This window comes from Janthinobacterium sp. 75, assembly GCF_004365495.1.
Taxonomy (GTDB): domain Bacteria; phylum Pseudomonadota; class Gammaproteobacteria; order Burkholderiales; family Burkholderiaceae_D; genus Janthinobacterium.
In genome coordinates, this window is record NZ_SORD01000001.1 from 3,836,169 (window position 1) to 3,853,378 (window position 17,210).

The 17,210-nt window shown below is 62.7% G+C and carries 24 protein-coding genes; 7 read left to right on the top strand and 17 right to left on the bottom strand.

Annotation, left to right across the window (positions count from 1 at the left end; translation table 11 throughout):
• Window positions 1–7: 7 nt before the first annotated feature.
• The 12 genes from C8C89_RS17485 to C8C89_RS17540 all read right to left on the bottom strand — a co-directional run bounded on the left by C8C89_RS17485 (window position 8) and on the right by C8C89_RS17540 (window position 9,542).
• The gene (locus C8C89_RS17485) at window positions 8–628 is read right to left on the bottom strand and encodes a hypothetical protein (RefSeq protein ID WP_133991369.1); all 621 of its coding nucleotides are present in this window, start codon (window positions 626–628) and stop codon (window positions 8–10) included.
• 259 nt (window positions 629–887) lie between these two features.
• Complete coding sequence (locus tag C8C89_RS17490) at window positions 888–1,115, bottom strand: hypothetical protein (protein WP_208327718.1); 228 nt, start codon at window positions 1,113–1,115, stop codon at window positions 888–890.
• A gap of 69 nt (window positions 1,116–1,184) precedes the next feature.
• Window positions 1,185–1,679 (bottom strand): GNAT family N-acetyltransferase, encoded by a 495-nt coding sequence (locus C8C89_RS17495; protein WP_133991371.1) that lies wholly within the window; start codon window positions 1,677–1,679, stop codon window positions 1,185–1,187.
• 14 nt (window positions 1,680–1,693) lie between these two features.
• Window positions 1,694–2,044: a hypothetical protein gene (locus C8C89_RS17500; RefSeq protein WP_133991373.1), complete on the bottom strand. Its 351-nt coding sequence runs from the start codon at window positions 2,042–2,044 to the stop codon at window positions 1,694–1,696.
• A gap of 167 nt (window positions 2,045–2,211) precedes the next feature.
• On the bottom strand, window positions 2,212–2,577 hold the full coding sequence (locus tag C8C89_RS17505) for a hypothetical protein (protein WP_133991375.1): 366 nt from the start codon (window positions 2,575–2,577) through the stop codon (window positions 2,212–2,214).
• Window positions 2,578–2,602: 25 nt separating this feature from the next.
• The gene (phnE, locus tag C8C89_RS17510) at window positions 2,603–3,409 is read right to left on the bottom strand and encodes a phosphonate ABC transporter, permease protein PhnE (protein ID WP_243858060.1); all 807 of its coding nucleotides are present in this window, start codon (window positions 3,407–3,409) and stop codon (window positions 2,603–2,605) included.
• The gene (locus C8C89_RS17515; protein WP_133993474.1) at window positions 3,406–4,218 is read right to left on the bottom strand and encodes an ABC transporter permease; all 813 of its coding nucleotides are present in this window, start codon (window positions 4,216–4,218) and stop codon (window positions 3,406–3,408) included. The genes phnE and C8C89_RS17515 overlap by 4 nt, the downstream gene beginning before the upstream one ends.
• 17 nt (window positions 4,219–4,235) lie before the next feature.
• Window positions 4,236–5,048 (bottom strand): ATP-binding cassette domain-containing protein, encoded by an 813-nt coding sequence (locus C8C89_RS17520; protein WP_133991377.1) that lies wholly within the window; start codon window positions 5,046–5,048, stop codon window positions 4,236–4,238.
• A gap of 162 nt (window positions 5,049–5,210) precedes the next feature.
• On the bottom strand, window positions 5,211–6,089 hold the full coding sequence (locus tag C8C89_RS17525; protein WP_180338451.1) for a putative selenate ABC transporter substrate-binding protein: 879 nt from the start codon (window positions 6,087–6,089) through the stop codon (window positions 5,211–5,213).
• 26 nt (window positions 6,090–6,115) lie between these two features.
• Complete coding sequence (gene selD, locus C8C89_RS17530) at window positions 6,116–7,171, bottom strand: selenide, water dikinase SelD (protein ID WP_133991379.1); 1,056 nt, start codon at window positions 7,169–7,171, stop codon at window positions 6,116–6,118.
• A gap of 45 nt (window positions 7,172–7,216) precedes the next feature.
• Window positions 7,217–8,308, bottom strand: coding sequence for a tRNA 2-selenouridine(34) synthase MnmH (gene mnmH / locus C8C89_RS17535; protein ID WP_133991381.1), 1,092 nt, complete (start codon window positions 8,306–8,308; stop codon window positions 7,217–7,219).
• Window positions 8,309–8,399: 91 nt separating this feature from the next.
• Window positions 8,400–9,542 carry an NAD(P)/FAD-dependent oxidoreductase gene (locus tag C8C89_RS17540; RefSeq protein ID WP_208327719.1) on the bottom strand — a complete coding sequence of 381 codons (1,143 nt, stop codon included), beginning with the start codon at window positions 9,540–9,542 and terminating at the stop codon, window positions 8,400–8,402.
• A gap of 90 nt (window positions 9,543–9,632) precedes the next feature.
• Here C8C89_RS17540 and C8C89_RS17545 point away from each other — a divergent pair, with 90 nt between their 5' ends.
• Entirely contained in the window at window positions 9,633–10,316 is a 684-nt protein-coding gene (locus C8C89_RS17545; RefSeq protein WP_133991385.1) for a TetR family transcriptional regulator, read from the top strand.
• Here the strand turns inward: C8C89_RS17545 and C8C89_RS17550 are convergent.
• Together C8C89_RS17550 and C8C89_RS17555 are read right to left on the bottom strand one after the other, a co-directional pair.
• Window positions 10,313–11,002: an LrgB family protein gene (locus tag C8C89_RS17550; protein WP_101481337.1), complete on the bottom strand. Its 690-nt coding sequence runs from the start codon at window positions 11,000–11,002 to the stop codon at window positions 10,313–10,315. The genes C8C89_RS17545 and C8C89_RS17550 overlap by 4 nt on opposite strands.
• Complete coding sequence (locus tag C8C89_RS17555) at window positions 10,999–11,472, bottom strand: CidA/LrgA family protein (protein WP_243858061.1); 474 nt, start codon at window positions 11,470–11,472, stop codon at window positions 10,999–11,001. The genes C8C89_RS17550 and C8C89_RS17555 overlap by 4 nt, the downstream gene beginning before the upstream one ends.
• A 103-nt stretch (window positions 11,473–11,575) precedes the next feature.
• Here C8C89_RS17555 and C8C89_RS17560 point away from each other — a divergent pair, with 103 nt between their 5' ends.
• The 4 genes from C8C89_RS17560 to C8C89_RS17575 all read left to right on the top strand — a co-directional run bounded on the left by C8C89_RS17560 (window position 11,576) and on the right by C8C89_RS17575 (window position 14,921).
• The gene (locus C8C89_RS17560; protein WP_101481336.1) at window positions 11,576–12,484 is read left to right on the top strand and encodes a LysR family transcriptional regulator; all 909 of its coding nucleotides are present in this window, start codon (window positions 11,576–11,578) and stop codon (window positions 12,482–12,484) included.
• A gap of 26 nt (window positions 12,485–12,510) precedes the next feature.
• Complete coding sequence (locus C8C89_RS17565) at window positions 12,511–13,329, top strand: glutaminyl-peptide cyclotransferase (RefSeq protein WP_101481335.1); 819 nt, start codon at window positions 12,511–12,513, stop codon at window positions 13,327–13,329.
• Between the two features lie 81 nt (window positions 13,330–13,410).
• Window positions 13,411–14,277, top strand: a complete 867-nt coding sequence (locus tag C8C89_RS17570) for a hypothetical protein (protein WP_133991387.1) — start codon at window positions 13,411–13,413, stop codon at window positions 14,275–14,277.
• On the top strand, window positions 14,274–14,921 hold the full coding sequence (locus C8C89_RS17575) for a hypothetical protein (RefSeq protein ID WP_101481333.1): 648 nt from the start codon (window positions 14,274–14,276) through the stop codon (window positions 14,919–14,921). Before C8C89_RS17570 ends, C8C89_RS17575 begins: the two co-directional genes overlap by 4 nt.
• Window positions 14,922–14,999: 78 nt before the next feature.
• On the opposite strand, the gene C8C89_RS17580 is transcribed toward C8C89_RS17575, so the two are convergent.
• The 3 genes from C8C89_RS17580 to C8C89_RS17590 form a co-directional block, all read right to left on the bottom strand.
• Complete coding sequence (locus C8C89_RS17580; RefSeq protein WP_101481332.1) at window positions 15,000–15,248, bottom strand: DUF3297 family protein; 249 nt, start codon at window positions 15,246–15,248, stop codon at window positions 15,000–15,002.
• Between the two features lie 181 nt (window positions 15,249–15,429).
• Window positions 15,430–15,756: a hypothetical protein gene (locus tag C8C89_RS17585; protein WP_133991389.1), complete on the bottom strand. Its 327-nt coding sequence runs from the start codon at window positions 15,754–15,756 to the stop codon at window positions 15,430–15,432.
• Between the two features lie 208 nt (window positions 15,757–15,964).
• Window positions 15,965–16,366, bottom strand: a complete 402-nt coding sequence (locus tag C8C89_RS17590; RefSeq protein ID WP_133991391.1) for a GFA family protein — start codon at window positions 16,364–16,366, stop codon at window positions 15,965–15,967.
• 116 nt (window positions 16,367–16,482) lie between these two features.
• Here C8C89_RS17590 and C8C89_RS17595 point away from each other — a divergent pair, with 116 nt between their 5' ends.
• The gene (locus C8C89_RS17595; RefSeq protein WP_133991393.1) at window positions 16,483–16,863 is read left to right on the top strand and encodes a hypothetical protein; all 381 of its coding nucleotides are present in this window, start codon (window positions 16,483–16,485) and stop codon (window positions 16,861–16,863) included.
• Window positions 16,864–16,870: 7 nt separating this feature from the next.
• The gene (locus tag C8C89_RS17600; protein ID WP_133991396.1) at window positions 16,871–17,200 is read left to right on the top strand and encodes a hypothetical protein; all 330 of its coding nucleotides are present in this window, start codon (window positions 16,871–16,873) and stop codon (window positions 17,198–17,200) included.
• Window positions 17,201–17,210 lie beyond the last annotated feature (10 nt).

The following is a 17,210-nucleotide window of genomic DNA, read 5'->3' on the forward strand; positions in this document are numbered from 1 at the left end:
GAAAAGGCTAGTGGTTTTCGAAAGTCAGCTCGAGCACGCTGTCGTCGCTCCAGTCCTGCTCCCGCAAGGGCGGCGTGAACGACGCGCCGCTGAAGGGCACGGGCGCGCTTTTGCCGTTGAAGCTGATCGTTGCAGCCGTGATGCGCCGCGGTTCGACAAAGCTGTAGGTTCCCTTTTGCGACACGAAATTGCACGGCCCGCCCAATGCGCCCATCGCCGTGCGCATGGCGAAAGGCAAGGAGTCCTTGTCGATGGCCCAATGGACTTCGCACGTCAGTCGCAAGTCGCCCAGGCGGCGGATGGTGTCGCTGCTCGCCGCGCTGCGGATGTAGGGAATCCACCGGACCGAGCCGGCCTTGCGGTTCAAGGTCAGCTCGGCCTTTTCATACAGCGGGCCCAGTTCGACGGGCAAGCCGAAGATATTGCGCTCCCCCAGCGGTATCGCCGTACCTGCATCGTCACTTTCCAGCCTGAGCGCGATGGCGTGCATGTCGACGTCGGGACGGCGCGCTTCCAGGATGAAGCGCAATTCGGCGCCTGGCGCCAGCGCATGTTTTTCTTCGAACCGTTTTACGCCCTTGAGCATGGCACTGTAGGGCTTCCAGTCCGGATCCCGTATACCCTTCACATTGACTGACGCCGCCGCATCCTGCCCCGCTTGCGCCATGACTTGATCAGTATCAGCGTATGCCTGCGCCGCAGCGCCGCACAAGCACAGCAGAAGACCAGTTTTCTTGATTGCTCGCATCCCCGATCTTTCTACGCATCAATGGAAACGTGAGTGTAGAAAAAAACAACGCCACGAGCAAGTTATTAAGACAGAATGTGAATGGGGGATCAATGGAATGCGTGAAAGTGCTGTTTTCCCGCATTAGGCGCACCGGTATTTACGTCAGTGCCATCAGCAAGCCGGAAGCAATGACTACCGCCGCAAACAGGGCAACGGCAAAGCGATTGTGAGGGAACCCCCTGGCCGGAGGATAGTGGCCCAGCGTGAGTAGTCGCAGCATTGCCCAGCCTGGCCAATAGAACAGTTTTTCTATGACTGTTCCCAACAGGCCATACAGTAACAGGCGTACGATCCATACGATGGCGTCGAAAATCCAGTCAAGCACGGTATATCCTCGGGGGGCACAAGCAGCGGCATGGATGGCTGCAATGGTCGTCAGATAGGCTGATTGAGCTCAAGCCGCCGCCAGCCACGCCATCTTTTGCACCTGGATATGGGGATGGCTTTCCAGCGGCTCCCATTCCGGCAAAAAGACAAAGCCCTGTTTCTGGTAAAACGCCGCCGCGCGCGCATTCTCCTGTGCCACGTCGAGCACCAGCCGCGCGTGGCCGTTGCCGACGGCACATTGTTTCACGGCGTCGACCAGGCCTTGCGCCACGTCCAGACCCCGACATTCCGGATGTACCCACATGGCGATCAGATGGCAATCGCCATTGCCGGCTACCACTTGCGCGGCGAGGCCGATGGGCTGTTCTCTCTCCAAGGCGAGGAAAAACGTGCGCTGCGGCGTGCTGATGGCGCGCTGTTGCCAGTCTGCATCGCTAAGGCGGGCCGCGCTGGCGTGGCTGGTGCCAAAGGCGGTGGGGGCGTCGAGCAGGGCGGCCAGGCGCGTGGCTTTCAGCGCCGGCCAGTCGGCGGCGCTGGTGGGGCGGATAATGATAGTCTTCAAATCGGCGACATGCCTTAACTGGTGGGCGCGGCCGTGGACGACGATATCTTCCTGTACGCTTCTGCCAGCATCGTGACGGTCGCCACATCGTTCACGCTGCGCGCCTCGATGAGCGTTTCTCCCGCAGTGATGGTGACATCGCCGTTTGCATAACTGGCGGGAAAGCGCCGTTCGGTGATCTTGTTGCCGAGGACATTGCGCGTATAGCGCAGCGCGATGAGCCGCTCGCCTTCCTGTTTGATGACGATATAGTTCGGGACGGTGGTGCGTTCCAGTTTCCAGGTGCCAATAAAGTCTTCGACAGGGGCGGCGCTGGCGTGCAGCGCGCAGCAGGCGGCGAGGGCGCCCAGGAGCAGTTTCTTCATGGTGTTGTCAGCCTATGCAAGAGTGGCCTGCAGTGCAGGAAAATGCGTCCATCATGCTTGAATGGTGTGGCGCCTCTCCATGGGGTGACGCCAAACATTGAAGTATTTGACAATATTAACAGGATCGCTGCCATGCCGGCTGCGCATTTGTATTGATTGCGCGCAACTTAGGACTGGTCCCACACTTCGATGCTGAGCAACTGTCCTGACAGGCAAGCGGCGATGCGTTCGGGATACACGGTGATGCTGCCGGGCCAGCCCGTGAGTTCATCTTGCGGAAAGTCGCCATCGTGCGCCTCGGCAATGCCCGCCTGCAGCAGGGGCGCGATGATGTCCACCGGGGCCGTATAGCGGTTGGGAAAGCCGTTGAACGCCAGCTGGGTCGCCTTGCCTTGTGCGCACAGTTGGGCGATCCAGTCCGCGCCGAACAGGCCCGCTTCCCAGCTGGCCAGAAAGGCTTCCTTGTTGACTTTCGTCATATCGGCCATCTGTTCGGGCGTTTGCGTCGAGATAATGGTCCACCAGCCTGACATGGGCACTCCTTGTGAAAAGTAATATTTAACGGGTCATGGCCCGGCGCAGCACATAGCTGAGCCCATCGACGGCGGCCACCATCAGCAGCATGGCGGCGATGACCGTGGCGGCACTCTGCATCTGGAACAGCGACAGATGGTACTTCAGCATCTGCCCCAGGCCGCCCGCACCGACGACGCCGAGGATGGCGGCGGCGCGGATATTGTTTTCCCAGCGGTACAGCGTGTAGGACATCATTTGCGGGCTGCATTGTGGCAAGGTCGCGTACAGGAAGGCTACGGCAGGGCGCGCGCCATTGATGCGCAAGGTGGCGGCCGGCAAGGGCGGGCAATTTTCAAACGCATCGGCAAACAAGCGTCCCAGCACGCCCACCGTATGCAGAGCCAGCGCCAGGGTGCCCGCGAAAGGTCCCAGGCCGGCGGCGATCAGCAGGATCGAGGCCCACACCAGTTCGGGAATCGAGCGCAGCACGTTGAGCACCGCGCGCGTGGCATTGCGCGCCAGCTTGCCAAAACGGCCGCTGGCGGGCAGGGCCAGCAGCGCGCCCAGCACGGCGGCGATCACCGTGCCGATGGCCGACATGGCCAGGGTCTCGAAGGTGGCCACGCCGACTTTCATCAAAAAGTTGGGCGCCAGCTCGGGCGGGGCGAAGCCGTGCAGGAAGTCGGCGCTCGTGCGCACGGCGTCGGCGCTGAAGAACTCGCCCCATTTCAGGGGCAGTGTGGCGAAGCTGGCGATGACCAGCAGTAATAACCCTGCCAGCAAGGCCCAGGTCGACCAGCGCACGGGAGCGGACGCAGGCAAGGCGGGCAGCATCGGTCCCGTTTTCATGCCAACCTCCGGCGCAGCATGGCGGAAACGGCGTCAGCGCCCGCCACCAGTAACACGAAGACGATCAGCATGGTGGCCAGTTCATTGCCCGCCATCATCTTCATCGATTCATCCATGCGCTGGCCCAGGCCGCCCGCACCGACAAAGCCCATGACGACGGAGCCGCGGATCGCGCATTCCCAGCGGTAAATCGTGTACGACACCAGTTCGGCGGCCGATTCCGGCAAGGCGCCATACAGCAGGGCTTTCAAGCGGCCGCTGCCGTTATTGAGCAAGGCGTTGCAGGCGGCGGCATCCGACGATTCGAGGATTTCCGCATACACCTTGCCCAGCATGCCGCAATAGGTGAGGGCGATGGCGATCACGCCCGCCGTCGGTCCCAGTCCCACGATGCGCACCAATAACAAGGCCCAGACCAGTTCCGGCACGCTGCGCAGCAGCACCAGCAGCGCCCGGACTGCGTGGCGCGCGTTGGCGGCCAGGGGCGAGACGGTGCCGCTGCCGATGCGCGAAATCGACAGGCGCTCCGTCACCAATAACGTCAGCGGTATGGCCCCCAGCATGGCCAGCGCCATGCCGGCCGTGGCCATGGCGATGGTTTCCCAGCTGGAAATGGCCACCAGCTGCAGGAATTCCAGCGAGTGGGCGGGCGGCACGAAGCTGGCAAGGAATTGCCAGGTGGCGGCCAGGCTTTGCGCATCCCATAAAATCCACGGCTTGAATTCGGCCTGCACCAGCATCGGCCACAGCACGAGCAGCACGACGGCAGCCCCGATCAGGCGCCCGCGCCAGGCGGGATCGCGCGGCATGGCGGCGTTGGCATTCTTCAGCAAAGGGGCCTCGCCGCGTCCTGGTTCGCCTCCAGCACCTCGATCAGGGGCGCCGGATCGGCCTTGTTGCGGTACAGCTGCTCTATCATGGCGTCACTGACGTCGGCGCTTGCCGCGTCGAAGACGATCTTGCCATCGCGCAAGGCGACGATGCGCGTAAAACAGGCGCGTGCGATTTCCACCTGGTGCAGGCTGCAGATCAGGGTGGCGTTGCGCGCTGTCGCTTCCGCTTGCAGCACATGGATCGTCTGCAAAGCGAGTGTGGGGTCGAGCGCGGACAGCGGTTCGTCGACGAGGAAGACCTCCGCATCCGACACGAGCGCGCGTGCCATGCCGCAGCGCTGGCGTTCGCCGCCGGACAGGCGGTCGACTCTTGCATACAATTTGTCCTGCAGCTCGAATTTGCCCAGGGCTTCCCACGCGGCGCGCGGGTCGACGGGCGCCAGCAGGGAACGGATGGCCGTCCACAAGCTCCATTGCGGCAATCGGCCTGCCAGCACGGCGTTGACGACCCTCTGGCGCGGCGGCAGCGGCGGCGTTTGCGGCGCCAGGAACAATCGCGCGCGCAAGGCGTGGCGTTCGCCGCTGGCGATCTGCCAGGGAGAAGTGCCGAGGATGTTCAGGCTGCCGGATTCAGGGCGCAGCGCGCAGGCCAGGGTATGCAGCAAACTGGTCTTGCCTGCGCCGGAAGGGCCGATCAGGGCGATCTGTTCGCCCTGGGCCACGTCCAGGTCCAGCTCGCGCAGTGCCAGCGCATTGCTGGCGGCGCCCGCGTGGTGGACGCTGACCTTGTGAAGTTGGAATGTCATGCGATGTTTCGGTTTTTTGGGGCGGTGTCGGATTACGCCATGCAAGGGCAACGTAGGTCGGATTAGCGGCGAAGCCGCGTAATCCGACACAGTGAAGCCAACAATGTTGTCGGATTACGGCCTCCGGCCTAATCCGACCTACGGTAAACGCGTCGGCGTAAATTACTTCAACAGCTTCGCATCGCGCGCGGCCGCTTCGATATCCTTGTAGTTCTCGGCCTTGGTCGGGATGAACTTCGTGGCGCGCTGCAGTTCGAGGATTTCCTTGCCTTCCGGCGTGGAAGGGTCCAGCGCCAGGAAGGCGTCCGTCAGCTTCTTGCGCACGACGGGATTCATGTCGGCGCGCACGCTCCAGTTGTAGTCGTAGTAGCCGGGCGTCGTGTAGAACACGCGCACCTTGCTCGGATCGACTTTTTTCGCTTCCACCAGCTTTTCCCACACAGAAATATTCAAGGTGCCAGCATCGACCTTGCCGCCGGCCACTGCCGCCACGGTGGCGTCATGCGCGCCGGAAAACGCGATACGCTTCATGTCCGTATCCGGGTTGATCTTGGCGGCCAGCAAGTAGTAGCGCGGCATCAAATGGCCCGAGGTCGATGATTCCGAGCCGAACGTGAAATTTTTGCCTTTCAGGTCGGACAATTGATTGATGTCCTTGCTGGTGGTCACGAATACGGAGCGAAATTTCGTGTCTTCCTCGCGCTGCACCAGGGGCACGATCTTGCCGCCGCTGCGCACGTTCGCTTGTACGAAGGTAAAGCCGCCGAACCAGACCATATCGAGCTTGTTATTGATCAAGCCTTCCACGGACGCCGCGTAATCGGTGACAGGCGTAAATTCCACCTTCATGCCCAGCTTTTTCTCCAGATAGCTGCCCAGCGGCTTGAACTTGCGCTGCAGTTCCGTCGGCGCTTCATCGGGGATGGCGGACACGCGCAACACTTGCTGCGCCTGCGCCAAGCCGCTGTGGATGGCCAGGGTGGCGGCGACGGTGGCCAGGATGGCGGGGAACTTGCTCAATGAGTTGGAGAACGTGGTCATGGGACTGCCTTTAAGAAAATTGTTCATTAATATACGGAAACCCCGGTACTGCCGTCCTGCATCTCGCCGATGACAACGGCGTCGCCAAAGCCTTCGGCGCGGAAAATCGCCAGCACTTGCTCGACGGCTTCCGGCGCACACGCCACCAGCAGGGGGCCTGCCGTCTGCGGGTCCGTCAAAATCGCCTTGTCGATGGCGCTCAGGCTGTCGGCCAGCGCCACTTGCGCGCCGTAGCCCTGCCAGTTGCGGCCGGAGGCGCCCGTGATATTGCCATTCTGCGCCAGTTGCTGCACTTGCGGCAGCAGCGGCACGGATGCCATGGCGATGCGCGCCTGCAATTTGGCGCCGCGCGCCAGTTCGAGGGTGTGGCCCAGCAAGCCAAAGCCCGTCACATCCGTCAGCGCATGCACGCCGTCCAGCAGGGCCAGTTTCTTGCCCGGGGTATTCAATTTGGTGGTGTTGGCTATCAGCGAGGCGTAGCCATCCGCGTCCAGCGCATTCTTTTTCAGCGCGGCCGACAAGATACCCACGCCGATCGGCTTGCCCAATACCAATTTATCACCGGCGCGCGCGCCCGCATTGCGCTTCACTTGCGAGGGGTGGACCAGGCCCAGCACGACCAGGCCGTAGATCGGCTCGACGGAATCGATGGTGTGGCCGCCCGCGATGGGAATGCCGGCCTGGGCGCAGATGGTTTCGCCGCCCTTCAAGATGAGGCCGATGGTTTCCACGGGAAGCTTGTTGATCGGCATGCCCACCAGGGCCAGGGCCATGATGGGCGTGCCGCCCATGGCGTACACATCGGAAATGGCATTGGTGGCGGCGATGCGGCCAAAGTCGAACGGGTCGTCGACGATGGGCATGAAGAAATCCGTGGTGGCGATCAGCGCCTGCTCGTCGTTGAGCTGGTAGACGGCCGCGTCATCCGAGGTTTCTATGCCGACCAGCAATTCCTTCGGCAGGGGAAAGCCGCCGCTGCCCTTTAAAATGTCGGCCAGCACGCCGGGCGCAATTTTGCAGCCGCAGCCGCCGCCATGGGCAAATTCGGTCAATCGGATGGGGGTTGGAACGCTATCGGACATGGTCGTCATCCTGCTCAAAAAGGTCATTGGAAGCTACGCCGGCGCTTACGCGGCGCTGGCGGTACGGGGTTCGCCGACGATAGCACATAATGCACGCGCGGCTTGCTCAAAGGCATGTTCTGAAATATCGGGCAAGACCAGCGGCGTCGCCTGGGCGTAGCGGCTGAAGTTGCGGGCGATCGATTGCCGGTAGACGGGGTCGTAATGCTGCACCAGCAACTCTTCCACCAGCTCGGCCATGCGGCCCGAAGTGGCCAGTTGCTGCCAGTGGGCAATTTTCTCCTTGCCATGCAGCTGCGTCAACAGGGCCAGCTGCACGTTCAGGCGGGCCGGGTCGCCGACGAAATGCGCATAGTCTTGCATCAGCAATTGCACGCGCTGGGCCGTATCGAGCCGCACGTCCGTGCAGGCGGAAGCACGCATCTTTTCCATCAGCGCATCGGGCACGCGCAACCGACCCACTTTTTTGCTTTCGGACTCGATGAATACAGGCAGCAACGGGTCAAAAGTACGCAGTTGCTGCCACAGCGCACTTTCAAACGCTTTTTGCGCTGGTTGCTCTTCCTCGGGCAAACCGCCCAGCACGGAGCCGCGGTGGGCCGCCAGGTCTTCCAGGTCGATTACTTGCGCGCCTTGTTTGTCGAGTACCTGCAGCAAGCGGCTCTTGCCGCTGCCCGTGGGACCGCACAGCACGTTGATGAAGTCGAAGCGCTCGGGCAGGGTGGCCAGCTCGGCGTTCACATGGCGCCGATAATCCTTGTAGCCGCCCTCAAGCTGCGTGACGGGCCAGCCGATACGCGCCAGGATGTGCGCCATGGCGCCGCTGCGGTTGCCGCCGCGCCAGCAGTAGACGAGGGGCTTCCAGTCGTGCGGGTGGCCCAGAAAACTCTCTTCGATATGCCGTGCGATATTTTTCGCCACCAGCGCCGCGCCCAGCTTCTTCGCTTCGAAGGCGCTCGTCTGTTTATATAAAGTGCCCACCCGTACGCGCTGCTCGTCGTCCAGCACGGGCAGGTTGATGGCGCCCGGCAAGTGGTCTTCCGCGAATTCGGACGGGCTGCGCACGTCGATGATGGCATCGAACTCGTGCAAGCGGGACAGGATGTCGCTGAAAGGCAGGACTGCAGGGTATTTCATCGTGGCGCGGCTGCTTGGAATGGGGAAAGATGTATTATCCCCGATAAAGGCCGCTGGCGTGGGGCTTTGGCGCCGCGCCTCACCGCCGCCCTTACACTTCCCGCTCAGGGCCGGCATCTTGCATGCCGGAAAAGAACTGGACCAGGCTGTGCGGCGCCTCGTCGCCAAAGCACAGGTGCAGGATGCGCTTGGACTCCGCCGCAGCCACGCTGCTGCGCGCAAACAGCGCCGTTTCATACGCCAGCAGGGCCGCGTCCATGTCGCCCGGCTGCGCGGCAAGCGCCTGCGCCAGCTCGGCGCCATCGAGCATGGCCAGGTTGGCGCCTTCGCCGGCCGGCGCCATCAAATGGGCAGCGTCGCCCAGCAAGGTTACGCCCGCAACGCGCTGCCAGCGGTGGTCGACGGGCAGCAGGTGCACGGGACGGGGCACGGGCGGTGTGTCCGCGTCCGTGATCAGGGCCGTCAGCGCGGGCGCCCAGCCGGCAAATTGCGCGGCGATGCAAGCGCGGGCGGCGGCGGGATCGGCAAAATCGATGGCGGCCAGCCATTCCTCGGGCTTGCTCAAGGCCACATACGCATGCAGCACGCCATCGGCTTCCCGGTGCGCCTGGATGCCTTTTCCCGGCGCCAGCGCGAACAGGGCGCCCGCGCCCACGGCTTGCGCGCTGGCCTGGTGGCGACGGTCGCTGTCGAACAGATACGTTTCGATGAAGGCAATGCCGCTGTACCCGGGCTGCGCGCTTGAGAGCAGGGGCCGCACCCTGGACCAGGCGCCGTCCGCGCCCACCAGCAGGTCGCTGGTTGCCGTGGCGCCATTTGCAAAGCTCAGCATGTGTTGGCCGCCGTCCATGGTTGTGATGCTGGTCAATTTATGGCCCCAGCGCACGCAGCCGTCAGGCAAGGCATCGAGCAGGATGCGGCGCAGTTCGCCGCGCGCCACTTCCGGCCGGCCACCGGTGCCATCGTCCCCCTCGTCGAGCAAAACGGTGCCGTGCTGATCGAGCACGCGGCTGGCCTCGCCGCCTGCATGGATGAGGGTGCGGAAGGCGTCATGCAAGCCAGCCGCCCGCAGCGCTTGCTGGCCGCTTTCCTCGTGGATATCGAGCAGGCCACCCTGGCGGCGCGCCTGCGGCGACGCATCCGCCTCATATACTGTGGCGGCGATGCCGTGGACGTGCAGCACGCGGGCGAGCATCAGCCCGCCCAGGCCCGCGCCGATGATGGCGATATGCATGGTGATCCTTGAGGGTAGTGTCCAAAATGTTGGTGGAACAGCGTTCCAGAGGAATTTTGCGGCAAGCCAGCATCTGTGTCAAGATAAGCGATGTCCAATACTGTAGCGCCCCCTCCACGACGCGCCGATGCCCTGACGCGCGACACCATCATCGATGCCGCCATTGCCTTGCTCGATACAGCCGGCGAGGGCGGCCTGACCTTCCGCGCCCTGGCCACGCGCCTGTCCACGGGGGCGGGCGCCATTTACTGGCACGTGGCCGACAAGGATGATTTGTTCACGGCGGCCAGCGACGCCATCGTCACCCGGGCCATGGATGCCGCCCCGCAAGGAGCTTCGCCGCAGGCGGGCATACGCGCCGTGGCGCTGACCATGTTCGAGGCCATGGATGCGCATCCGTGGCTGGGCTCGGCCCTGTCGCGCGCGCCGGGCCAGCTGCCCAGCGTGCGCATTCTGGAACGCCTGGGCCAGCAAGTCGATGCCCTGGGCGTGCCGCAGCACAGGCAATGGCTGGCAGCATGCACCTTGTTGAACTATTTGCTGGGCGTGAGCGGACAAAATGCGGCCAATGCCGTCATCGCCAGGGACAAGGGCCTGGAGCGCGCGCATTTCCTCGACAGCCTGGCGGGCGCGTGGTCACGCCTCGATGCGCAGGCGTTTCCGTTTGCCCGCAAGGTGGCGGGGCAGTTGCGCACGCACGACGACCGGGAGGATTTTCTGGCGGGAATCGACCTGATCGTGCATGGCATGCAGGTGCTGCAAGCGGACCGCTAGCCCAAAAGATGCCCCAGCAGCGGTGCCAGCAGCACCGTCACGACGCCCGAAAAAATCATCGTCAGACTGGCCACGGCGCCTTCTTCCGTGCCCACGCGGCGCGCCACGGACAGGCCAAAACCGTGCGCGGCCGCGCCATACGGCGCGCCACGGGCGATACGCATGCGCAAGGGCAGCAGTTTTAACAAGGGTTTGCCCAGCATCAAGCCGAACAAGCCCGTCATCACGACAAAAATTCCCGTCAGCTGGGCCGAGCCGCCCATGTGGCGCGACGCTTCCAGCGCGAATGGCGTCGAGACAGACCGCGCCAGCAGGCTGCGCGCCATGTCGCCATGCACGCCCATCAGCCGGTCCAGCAGCAGGGTGGCGGCGACGGATGCCACGATGCCGGCGCAGCTGCCCAGCGACAGGGCCAGCCAATGCTTGCGAATCAGCTTGCGCTCCTGAAAGATGGGCAGGGCGAAGGCGATGGTGGCCGGCCCCAGCAGCCACGGCAGCCAGCGCGTTTCGCCGAAGTACGTGGCGAACGGCGTCGAGGTCGCCTGCACGATGACGATCAATATCGCCGAGGTGCAGATGGCGGGCGTCAGCAAAAAATGCGGGTGGCGGCGGTGCACGGCCTGATTGCCATAGAACAAGACCAGGGTCAGCAGCAAGAACAGCAGGGACAGAATCAGGGTACTCATGCTGCCGCCCTGGCTGTGCGCTGGCGCACGAGTTTTTGCAGGCGCAGCTTGCGCTCATAACGGCACACCCATTCCACCGTCAACGCCGTGGCCAGCATCACGCTGGCAAAGCCCAGGCCGATATTCACGAACAGCATCAGACCCTGCGATTTCAACAGTTGCGTAAATTGCACCACGGATACCACCAGCGGAATAAAGAACAGCAGCATATTGGCCAGCAGCCAGTTCGCGCCCAGTTCGATGGCGGCAGGCCGCACCCAACCCGACAGCAGCAGGGCCACCAGCACGAACAGGCCCACCACGCCGCCGGAAAACGGCAAATGCAGGGCGGATGCAGCCTCGTCGGCCAGCCACCAGGCGGCAATCAGTATGCCCACTTGCCACGCGGTCTGCGCGGGCTGGCGCCAGGCAGGGGCGGACGGCAGCCCGGGGGCGGGATGGATGGAATGCTGCAAGGCTGGTGCTTTCACGGCGGGCTTTCAAACGGCTGGGGGAAGTCTTCATTGTAGTGACCCAACATCAAAAGATAAAATGACTTAAACTCATGATTATCATTCGATATTGGAATGCATCATGGATATCCGCTCCTTGCGCTACTTCGTCGAGGTGGTCGAGCAAAACAGTTTTACGCGCGCGGCCGCCAAGCTGCACGTGACGCAGCCCACCGTCAGCAAGATGATTGCCCAGCTGGAGCAGTCGCTGGACCTGGCCTTGCTGGACCGCGCGGGCAAGCGTTTTACCTTGACGGACGCGGGCAAGGTGGTGCTGTCGCGCGCGCATGAGCTGCTGGCCCTGCATGCGGAACTGAAGGTGGAATTGCGCGACCTGCAAGAACTGGAACGGGGGGAATTGCGCGTGGGCGTATCGCCGCAGACGCATTCCACCTTGGCGCCGTGGCTGGCCGAATACCATCAGCGCTATCCGGGCATCGAGCTGAAAATGTATGAAAGCGGCACGCAAGCCATTGAACGCGACTTGCGCACCGGCACGGTGGAACTGGGCACCATGCTTGACTATCCAGGCAATGCGGCCACCTGGCAGGATTTCGAGTCGCTGCCCATCGTGCGCTCGCCCCTGTGCCTGCTTGCGGCGCCCGGCTCGCCGTGGCAGGGGCGCGCCTCGGTGGCCCTGGCCGAGCTGGCCGACAGCCCCTTCATCTTCTATGGCGCAGCGTTTGCCCTGAACGACATTGTGCAGGATGCCTGCCAGCGGGCCGGTTTTGCGCCGCGCATCACGGGCCGCAGCGGCCAGTGGGACTTCATTGCCTCGCTGGTGCGGTTGGGCGTGGGCATCTGCCTGTTGCCGAAGATGTATTGCGACACGCTCGAGCCGGCGCAGTTTGCCGTCATTCCCCTGGACGGTCCGCCCGTGGAATGGAATCTGATGCTGGCCTGGCGCCGCGGTGGACGCCTGTCTTTCGCGGGGCGCGCCTGGCTGGACCTCGTCAGGGCGCGCATGGCGGACGCGGCACGTTTACAATAGGCGTACACCAACTTCCGCCCCACCAGATGAACATCAACGTCAACGCCAGACTCAAACGCACCGCCGGCTCGCTGCTGCTGGGATTGTTATGCACCGTGGGCCTGATGAGCGAAATGGGCTACGCCCAGGCCGCGCTTCCCGTGTATGGTTATTTCGTCAAGAACACCTATCCGCACGACCCCCAGGCGTTTACCCAGGGCTTGCTGTTCAAGGATGGCCATTTGTATGAAAGCACGGGCCAGAACGGCCAGTCCTCGCTGCGCAAGGTGGAATTGACGACGGGCAAGGTCTTGCAGAAAAGCATGCTCGACAAAAAAGTGTTCGGCGAAGGCATCACGGATGTGGGCGATGAAATCCTGGGCCTGACGTGGATTTCGCAGACTGGCTATGTGTTCGACCAGAAGACGTTCAAACTGAAACGCAGCTTCAGCTACCAGGGCGAAGGGTGGGGCCTGGCCAGCGATGACAAATTTGTCTACATGAGCGACGGCACCTCCGCCATCCGCGTGCTCAATCCGAAAACCCTGGCCGAGGTGCGCCGCTTCGAAGTGAAGGCCGAAGGCCGCCCCATCGACCGCCTGAATGAACTGGAAATGGTCGACGGCGAGCTGTTTGCCAATGTGTGGGGCGCGGACGTGATCGCCCGCATCGACCCTGCCAGCGGCAAGGTCGTGGGCTGGATCGACCTCACTGGCTTGCTGCCGCCCGAGAAGCGGGGCACGGCCAATCCCGACGCCGTGCTCAACGGTATCGCCTGGGACGCGCGCGGCAAGCGCCTGTTTGTCACGGGCAAACTGTGGCCCAAACTGTTCGAGATCGAGCTGATCGAAATCCAGCGCCACTGATGTTTCCTACCGGACAGTGTTGCTGGCGAGGAATCGTCTATGATATGCATCCTTCGCCCAGTGCGACCCACACAGGATGCCATGCTGTTCCTACCTCTGTCGCTATCTTTACGCCGCCTGGCGGCCGCCGCCGCTCTGGCGGCCGCCTTCGTGCCTGCCGCGCTGGCGCAAGCGCCGTACGTGCCGGTGTCCAAACAATACGGCGACTTCGTCGTCACGAATGACCGCTTCGACTCGCTCGTCACTTTGTCTTTCCGCCAGCACGGCTACTGGCCCGGCGGCGCGCGCGAAGTGGTGGAAGTGCGCCCCCTCAAGGCCACGCGCGAGGGCCAACCCATGCTGCTGGCCTTTACCAAGGGCTATACGGGGCAGGGCACCATCCTCATCGGCGTGCAAAATGGCGAACCGCTGATGCGCCCCCTCAGTCCCATGCAGCGCGACAGCATGGTGCGCACAGAGCGCGATCCGGAATGGGGCGTGCCGCAGCCGGGCCGTCCCGAAGTACTGCTGTTTGCCCGCGACGGCCGCGCGCTCGATACGGACACGGGCGAGCTGCTGTGGTTTGACATGCCGGACACCGTCACTGGCGATTACGCGCCCGCCATGCTGGTCTCCGTTTCGCCCGACGGGCGGCGCGGCGCCTATCTCGCCAGGAAGCTGACCAAATTGCAAATCATCGTTGCTACGCGCGACGACGGCGTCGCCGGAGTCCTGGCTTTGCCGCCCGACACCTATCAACGGTGGTTGAAGCCCTTGTCGGAGGCGGCTTCCGAACAGGCGGGCACCGCCATCAAGGCGCGCCAGGGCCGCACCGATTCGAACCGCATCCGGCGCGAACTGGAACTGGCCTGGTTCGGCCAGCAATTTCAATGGAAACAAGGCAAGAATGGCTGGCAAGTGACGGGGCTGGGCCTCAGTTCAACGCCGCCAGAAGGAAAACAGCCATGACAATACCTAAACTCCTCACCGGCTGCCTCGCCGCCTCCTTGCTGGCCGGCTGCGTGCACGGCGAAATGTTCCCCAAGGATTATCTGGCACAAGATATCGACAAGCAACAAGCGCTGCTGGAACTGGACGTGGTCTTCGGGCAAGCGCCCGATGACAAGCTGACGTCGCGCGTGACGGCCCGCAACACGGTGGAGTACGGGGGCGCGCCGCATATCGTCGTGCCGTTCTACCAGAAGGGACTCGGTTTTGACCAGGGTTTCGCTGGCACCTATATGTTTGCCATCGTGTATCCGGTTGCCAAAGTCGAGACGGCCACGGCCAGCAGCCGCGTCTTCGGCCAGAAACTCGAAGGCCAGCAGCAGGGCAGTCCGCGCTACCGCTTCCGCGTGCCGGGCAAGGCGCAGTGGAACAGCAATGAAACCTTCATGCTGGGTTTTGAGCGCAAGGGCCGCCGCGAAGAAATCACTTTCCGCTTCAGCAATGAGCAAAGCTGCCCGTCCGCCTTTCTGGCCACCACACCAAAATATGGTTTCCACATCAAGGTTGTCGCCACGTTCAAGGATAATAAAGGCTGCCTGAAAGTGTGCGACAGCCGCGACCAGTGGCCGGGCTTTTGCGCATACCAGCCGCCACCGGCGGCTTGATCGCTACACGGCTGAGCAATACCTGCAGACGAAAAAAAGGCCGATGGAAATCGGCCTCGATGACATTACATGTGTTGCTTAGCGGTAAAACGCTTCGACTTTGCCCTTCAGCTTGATCTGCAGCGGACGGCCGCGGCGGTCCAGGGACTTGGTGGAAGCGACCTTGATCCAGCGTTCGCTGATGCAATATTCTTCCACGTCAAGACGTTCCTTGTCGTTGAAGCGGATGCCGACGTCATTCTCGAACACGGCTGCAACGTGGAAAGGGCTGCTAGGGTCGATCGACAGGCGATCGGGCAATGGGGGTAAGGTAGTGGTATCGTTCATGGGCGTAATTATCACCCAGAATGCGGATCCAGACAACGGCCTTTCGCACCTCACCTGTCTGACCTCCCATGAAGTGGCGGGCCTGGCCTTACGCTACCCATGGGCCGGCACGGCACTGCCGCACCGGCCCATGCTGCAGCGAAGTCTTGGCAGATTTGCCGGCAATCACACGATTCGGCTATCAGGATTTGTCATCATTCTTGTGGCCTTGACGTCCAGTTTCCGTTTGCTGATCATGCGTGCCGCCACGCGAACCGGCGCCCGAACCCGATTGTTCACTGGCGCTCCTGCCCAGACCCATTTGTTGCGAAGCAGATTGCTTGTTGCCGTCATTTTTGTGGCTTTGGCGGCTCGCGTCAATGTTCTGCTCGTGCTTGCCGCCCTGGGTGCCACCGGATGGCTGGCGGGTGCCGGATGGCTTGTCCGCCTGCTGCTTGTCCGACTGTTGGTTGCCCGATTGCGGTTTGCTCGACTGCTTGCCGCTTTTGTCGTTGCTGTTTGACGTCATGATCGTTCCCCCTGTGGTTAGTCTGCGTCATCATCCGCACCAAGGATGGCGTAAGGATGGATTAAGGATGCTCCTGCCTGGCCTCCGGCGCCGTGCAGCACCGTTAAGGCCATTTTCGCTGCCGGACGCTGGCTTCACCATAGGGACACTACCTGTCGCCACGTAGGAAAACTCCGTGGTGCGTGACAACCATTTCTACATTGCATTTTTACAGATGCCGCGTTTCCTGCGGCGGCGCGTCCCAGTCGTCATGCCAGCCATCGACAAAGGTGACGGGCACCTGGGCCAGTTCGGCCACCGAGGCATCGTCGAGGCAGTTCACGCCGATGCCGACAAACGGGCCGCTGCGGGCAGAATCGCCGCGGCCAAACGGGCGCACGCCGCAGTGGCGGCAAAAGTAGTGGCGTTCCCGACCGGCGCCAAAGCGGTATTCGCTCAAGTCCGCTTCTCCTGCCAGCAGGTGGAATGCTGTGGGCGGCACTTGGCTAGCCCAGCAGCGGATTTTCAGGCAATAGGAACAGTTGCAGCGCAGGCTGGGAGCGGCCAGGTCGATCTCGGCCGCGAAGCGCACGCTGCCGCAGTGGCAACTGCCATGGTAGATTTTTTTCATCGTGGCCCACTTTACAGGGATGCCGTACTGTCATGCAACTGTTGGCATGGCGACTGTGCCGAATCGACCGGGGCGCGCACTATAATGGCGCCTGTTCAAGAGAGAGGAATCGCAGCATGGAAATGAGTATTACCGACAGCCTGCGGCAACAGGCCTATGCACAGGCGGCCGCCTTCGTGCAGACGCTCGACCTGCGCGATCCTGTTGCGCTGCAACGCGACTGGTTTCTGTCTGCGGGCGTGGCCGAGGAGATCCTCGAGATGCTCGACAGCTATTTTTCGGCAAACCAGGCGCTCTCCCTGGCGCCGCTGGCCGAGGCCTTTGTGCCGGGCAAGGGTGGCCGTTCCGCCATCGATGTGTATGCCACCGACGCCGGGCCGCTGGGCCTGGAATGCATGTTGCTGGCCGATGGCAAGCCAGGCGAAGCGACCTTGCACCTGGAAATGTCCGGCGCCGATGGCGCGCTGCGGCTGCATTATCAATATATCGGATCCTGAAAGCACCATGACTGAACTGATCAGCGAAACACAGCGGCGCATTTGCGACAAATTCGGCTTGCCGGCGCAGGCGCCCGAGCCCATGGTGGCCCTGGCCATCGGCAGCCTGGCGCAGTCGCCCATCTACGGCACGCGCATCGTGCTGCCGGAAAACGGCACCATCAGCTGGTTCATCCACTGCGGCGAGCATGACACTGCCAGCGGCTTTTACCAGCCCCTGCATGTGGAACACCTGCACGAGATGCTGCCGCAGGTGCTCGATTACCTGGCCTTGCCCAGCGGCGCCAAATTCATTATCGACCGGGAAGGCTATGAGGACGTGTGGCTGGAAGAGTAACTTTCTAAGC

Coding starts and splice junctions, on each gene's coding strand:
- C8C89_RS17525 (WP_180338451.1), bottom strand. CDS start 6,089: ATGACCACGTTCTCCAACTCATTGAGCAAGTTCCCCGCCATCCTGGCC.
- C8C89_RS17575 (WP_101481333.1), top strand. CDS start 14,274: ATGACAATACCTAAACTCCTCACCGGCTGCCTCGCCGCCTCCTTGCTG.
- C8C89_RS17505 (WP_133991375.1), bottom strand. CDS start 2,577: ATGTCAGGCTGGTGGACCATTATCTCGACGCAAACGCCCGAACAGATG.
- C8C89_RS17600 (WP_133991396.1), top strand. CDS start 16,871: ATGACTGAACTGATCAGCGAAACACAGCGGCGCATTTGCGACAAATTC.
- C8C89_RS17580 (WP_101481332.1), bottom strand. CDS start 15,248: ATGAACGATACCACTACCTTACCCCCATTGCCCGATCGCCTGTCGATC.
- C8C89_RS17595 (WP_133991393.1), top strand. CDS start 16,483: ATGGAAATGAGTATTACCGACAGCCTGCGGCAACAGGCCTATGCACAG.
- C8C89_RS17500 (WP_133991373.1), bottom strand. CDS start 2,044: ATGAAGAAACTGCTCCTGGGCGCCCTCGCCGCCTGCTGCGCGCTGCAC.
- C8C89_RS17545 (WP_133991385.1), top strand. CDS start 9,633: ATGTCCAATACTGTAGCGCCCCCTCCACGACGCGCCGATGCCCTGACG.
- mnmH (WP_133991381.1), bottom strand. CDS start 8,308: ATGAAATACCCTGCAGTCCTGCCTTTCAGCGACATCCTGTCCCGCTTG.
- C8C89_RS17515 (WP_133993474.1), bottom strand. CDS start 4,218: ATGCCGCGCGATCCCGCCTGGCGCGGGCGCCTGATCGGGGCTGCCGTC.
- C8C89_RS17565 (WP_101481335.1), top strand. CDS start 12,511: ATGAACATCAACGTCAACGCCAGACTCAAACGCACCGCCGGCTCGCTG.
- C8C89_RS17520 (WP_133991377.1), bottom strand. CDS start 5,048: ATGACATTCCAACTTCACAAGGTCAGCGTCCACCACGCGGGCGCCGCC.
- phnE (WP_243858060.1), bottom strand. CDS start 3,409: ATGAAAACGGGACCGATGCTGCCCGCCTTGCCTGCGTCCGCTCCCGTG.
- C8C89_RS17570 (WP_133991387.1), top strand. CDS start 13,411: ATGCTGTTCCTACCTCTGTCGCTATCTTTACGCCGCCTGGCGGCCGCC.
- C8C89_RS17585 (WP_133991389.1), bottom strand. CDS start 15,756: ATGACGTCAAACAGCAACGACAAAAGCGGCAAGCAGTCGAGCAAACCG.
- C8C89_RS17560 (WP_101481336.1), top strand. CDS start 11,576: ATGGATATCCGCTCCTTGCGCTACTTCGTCGAGGTGGTCGAGCAAAAC.
- selD (WP_133991379.1), bottom strand. CDS start 7,171: ATGTCCGATAGCGTTCCAACCCCCATCCGATTGACCGAATTTGCCCAT.
- C8C89_RS17540 (WP_208327719.1), bottom strand. CDS start 9,542: ATGCATATCGCCATCATCGGCGCGGGCCTGGGCGGGCTGATGCTCGCC.
- C8C89_RS17590 (WP_133991391.1), bottom strand. CDS start 16,366: ATGAAAAAAATCTACCATGGCAGTTGCCACTGCGGCAGCGTGCGCTTC.
- C8C89_RS17550 (WP_101481337.1), bottom strand. CDS start 11,002: ATGAGTACCCTGATTCTGTCCCTGCTGTTCTTGCTGCTGACCCTGGTC.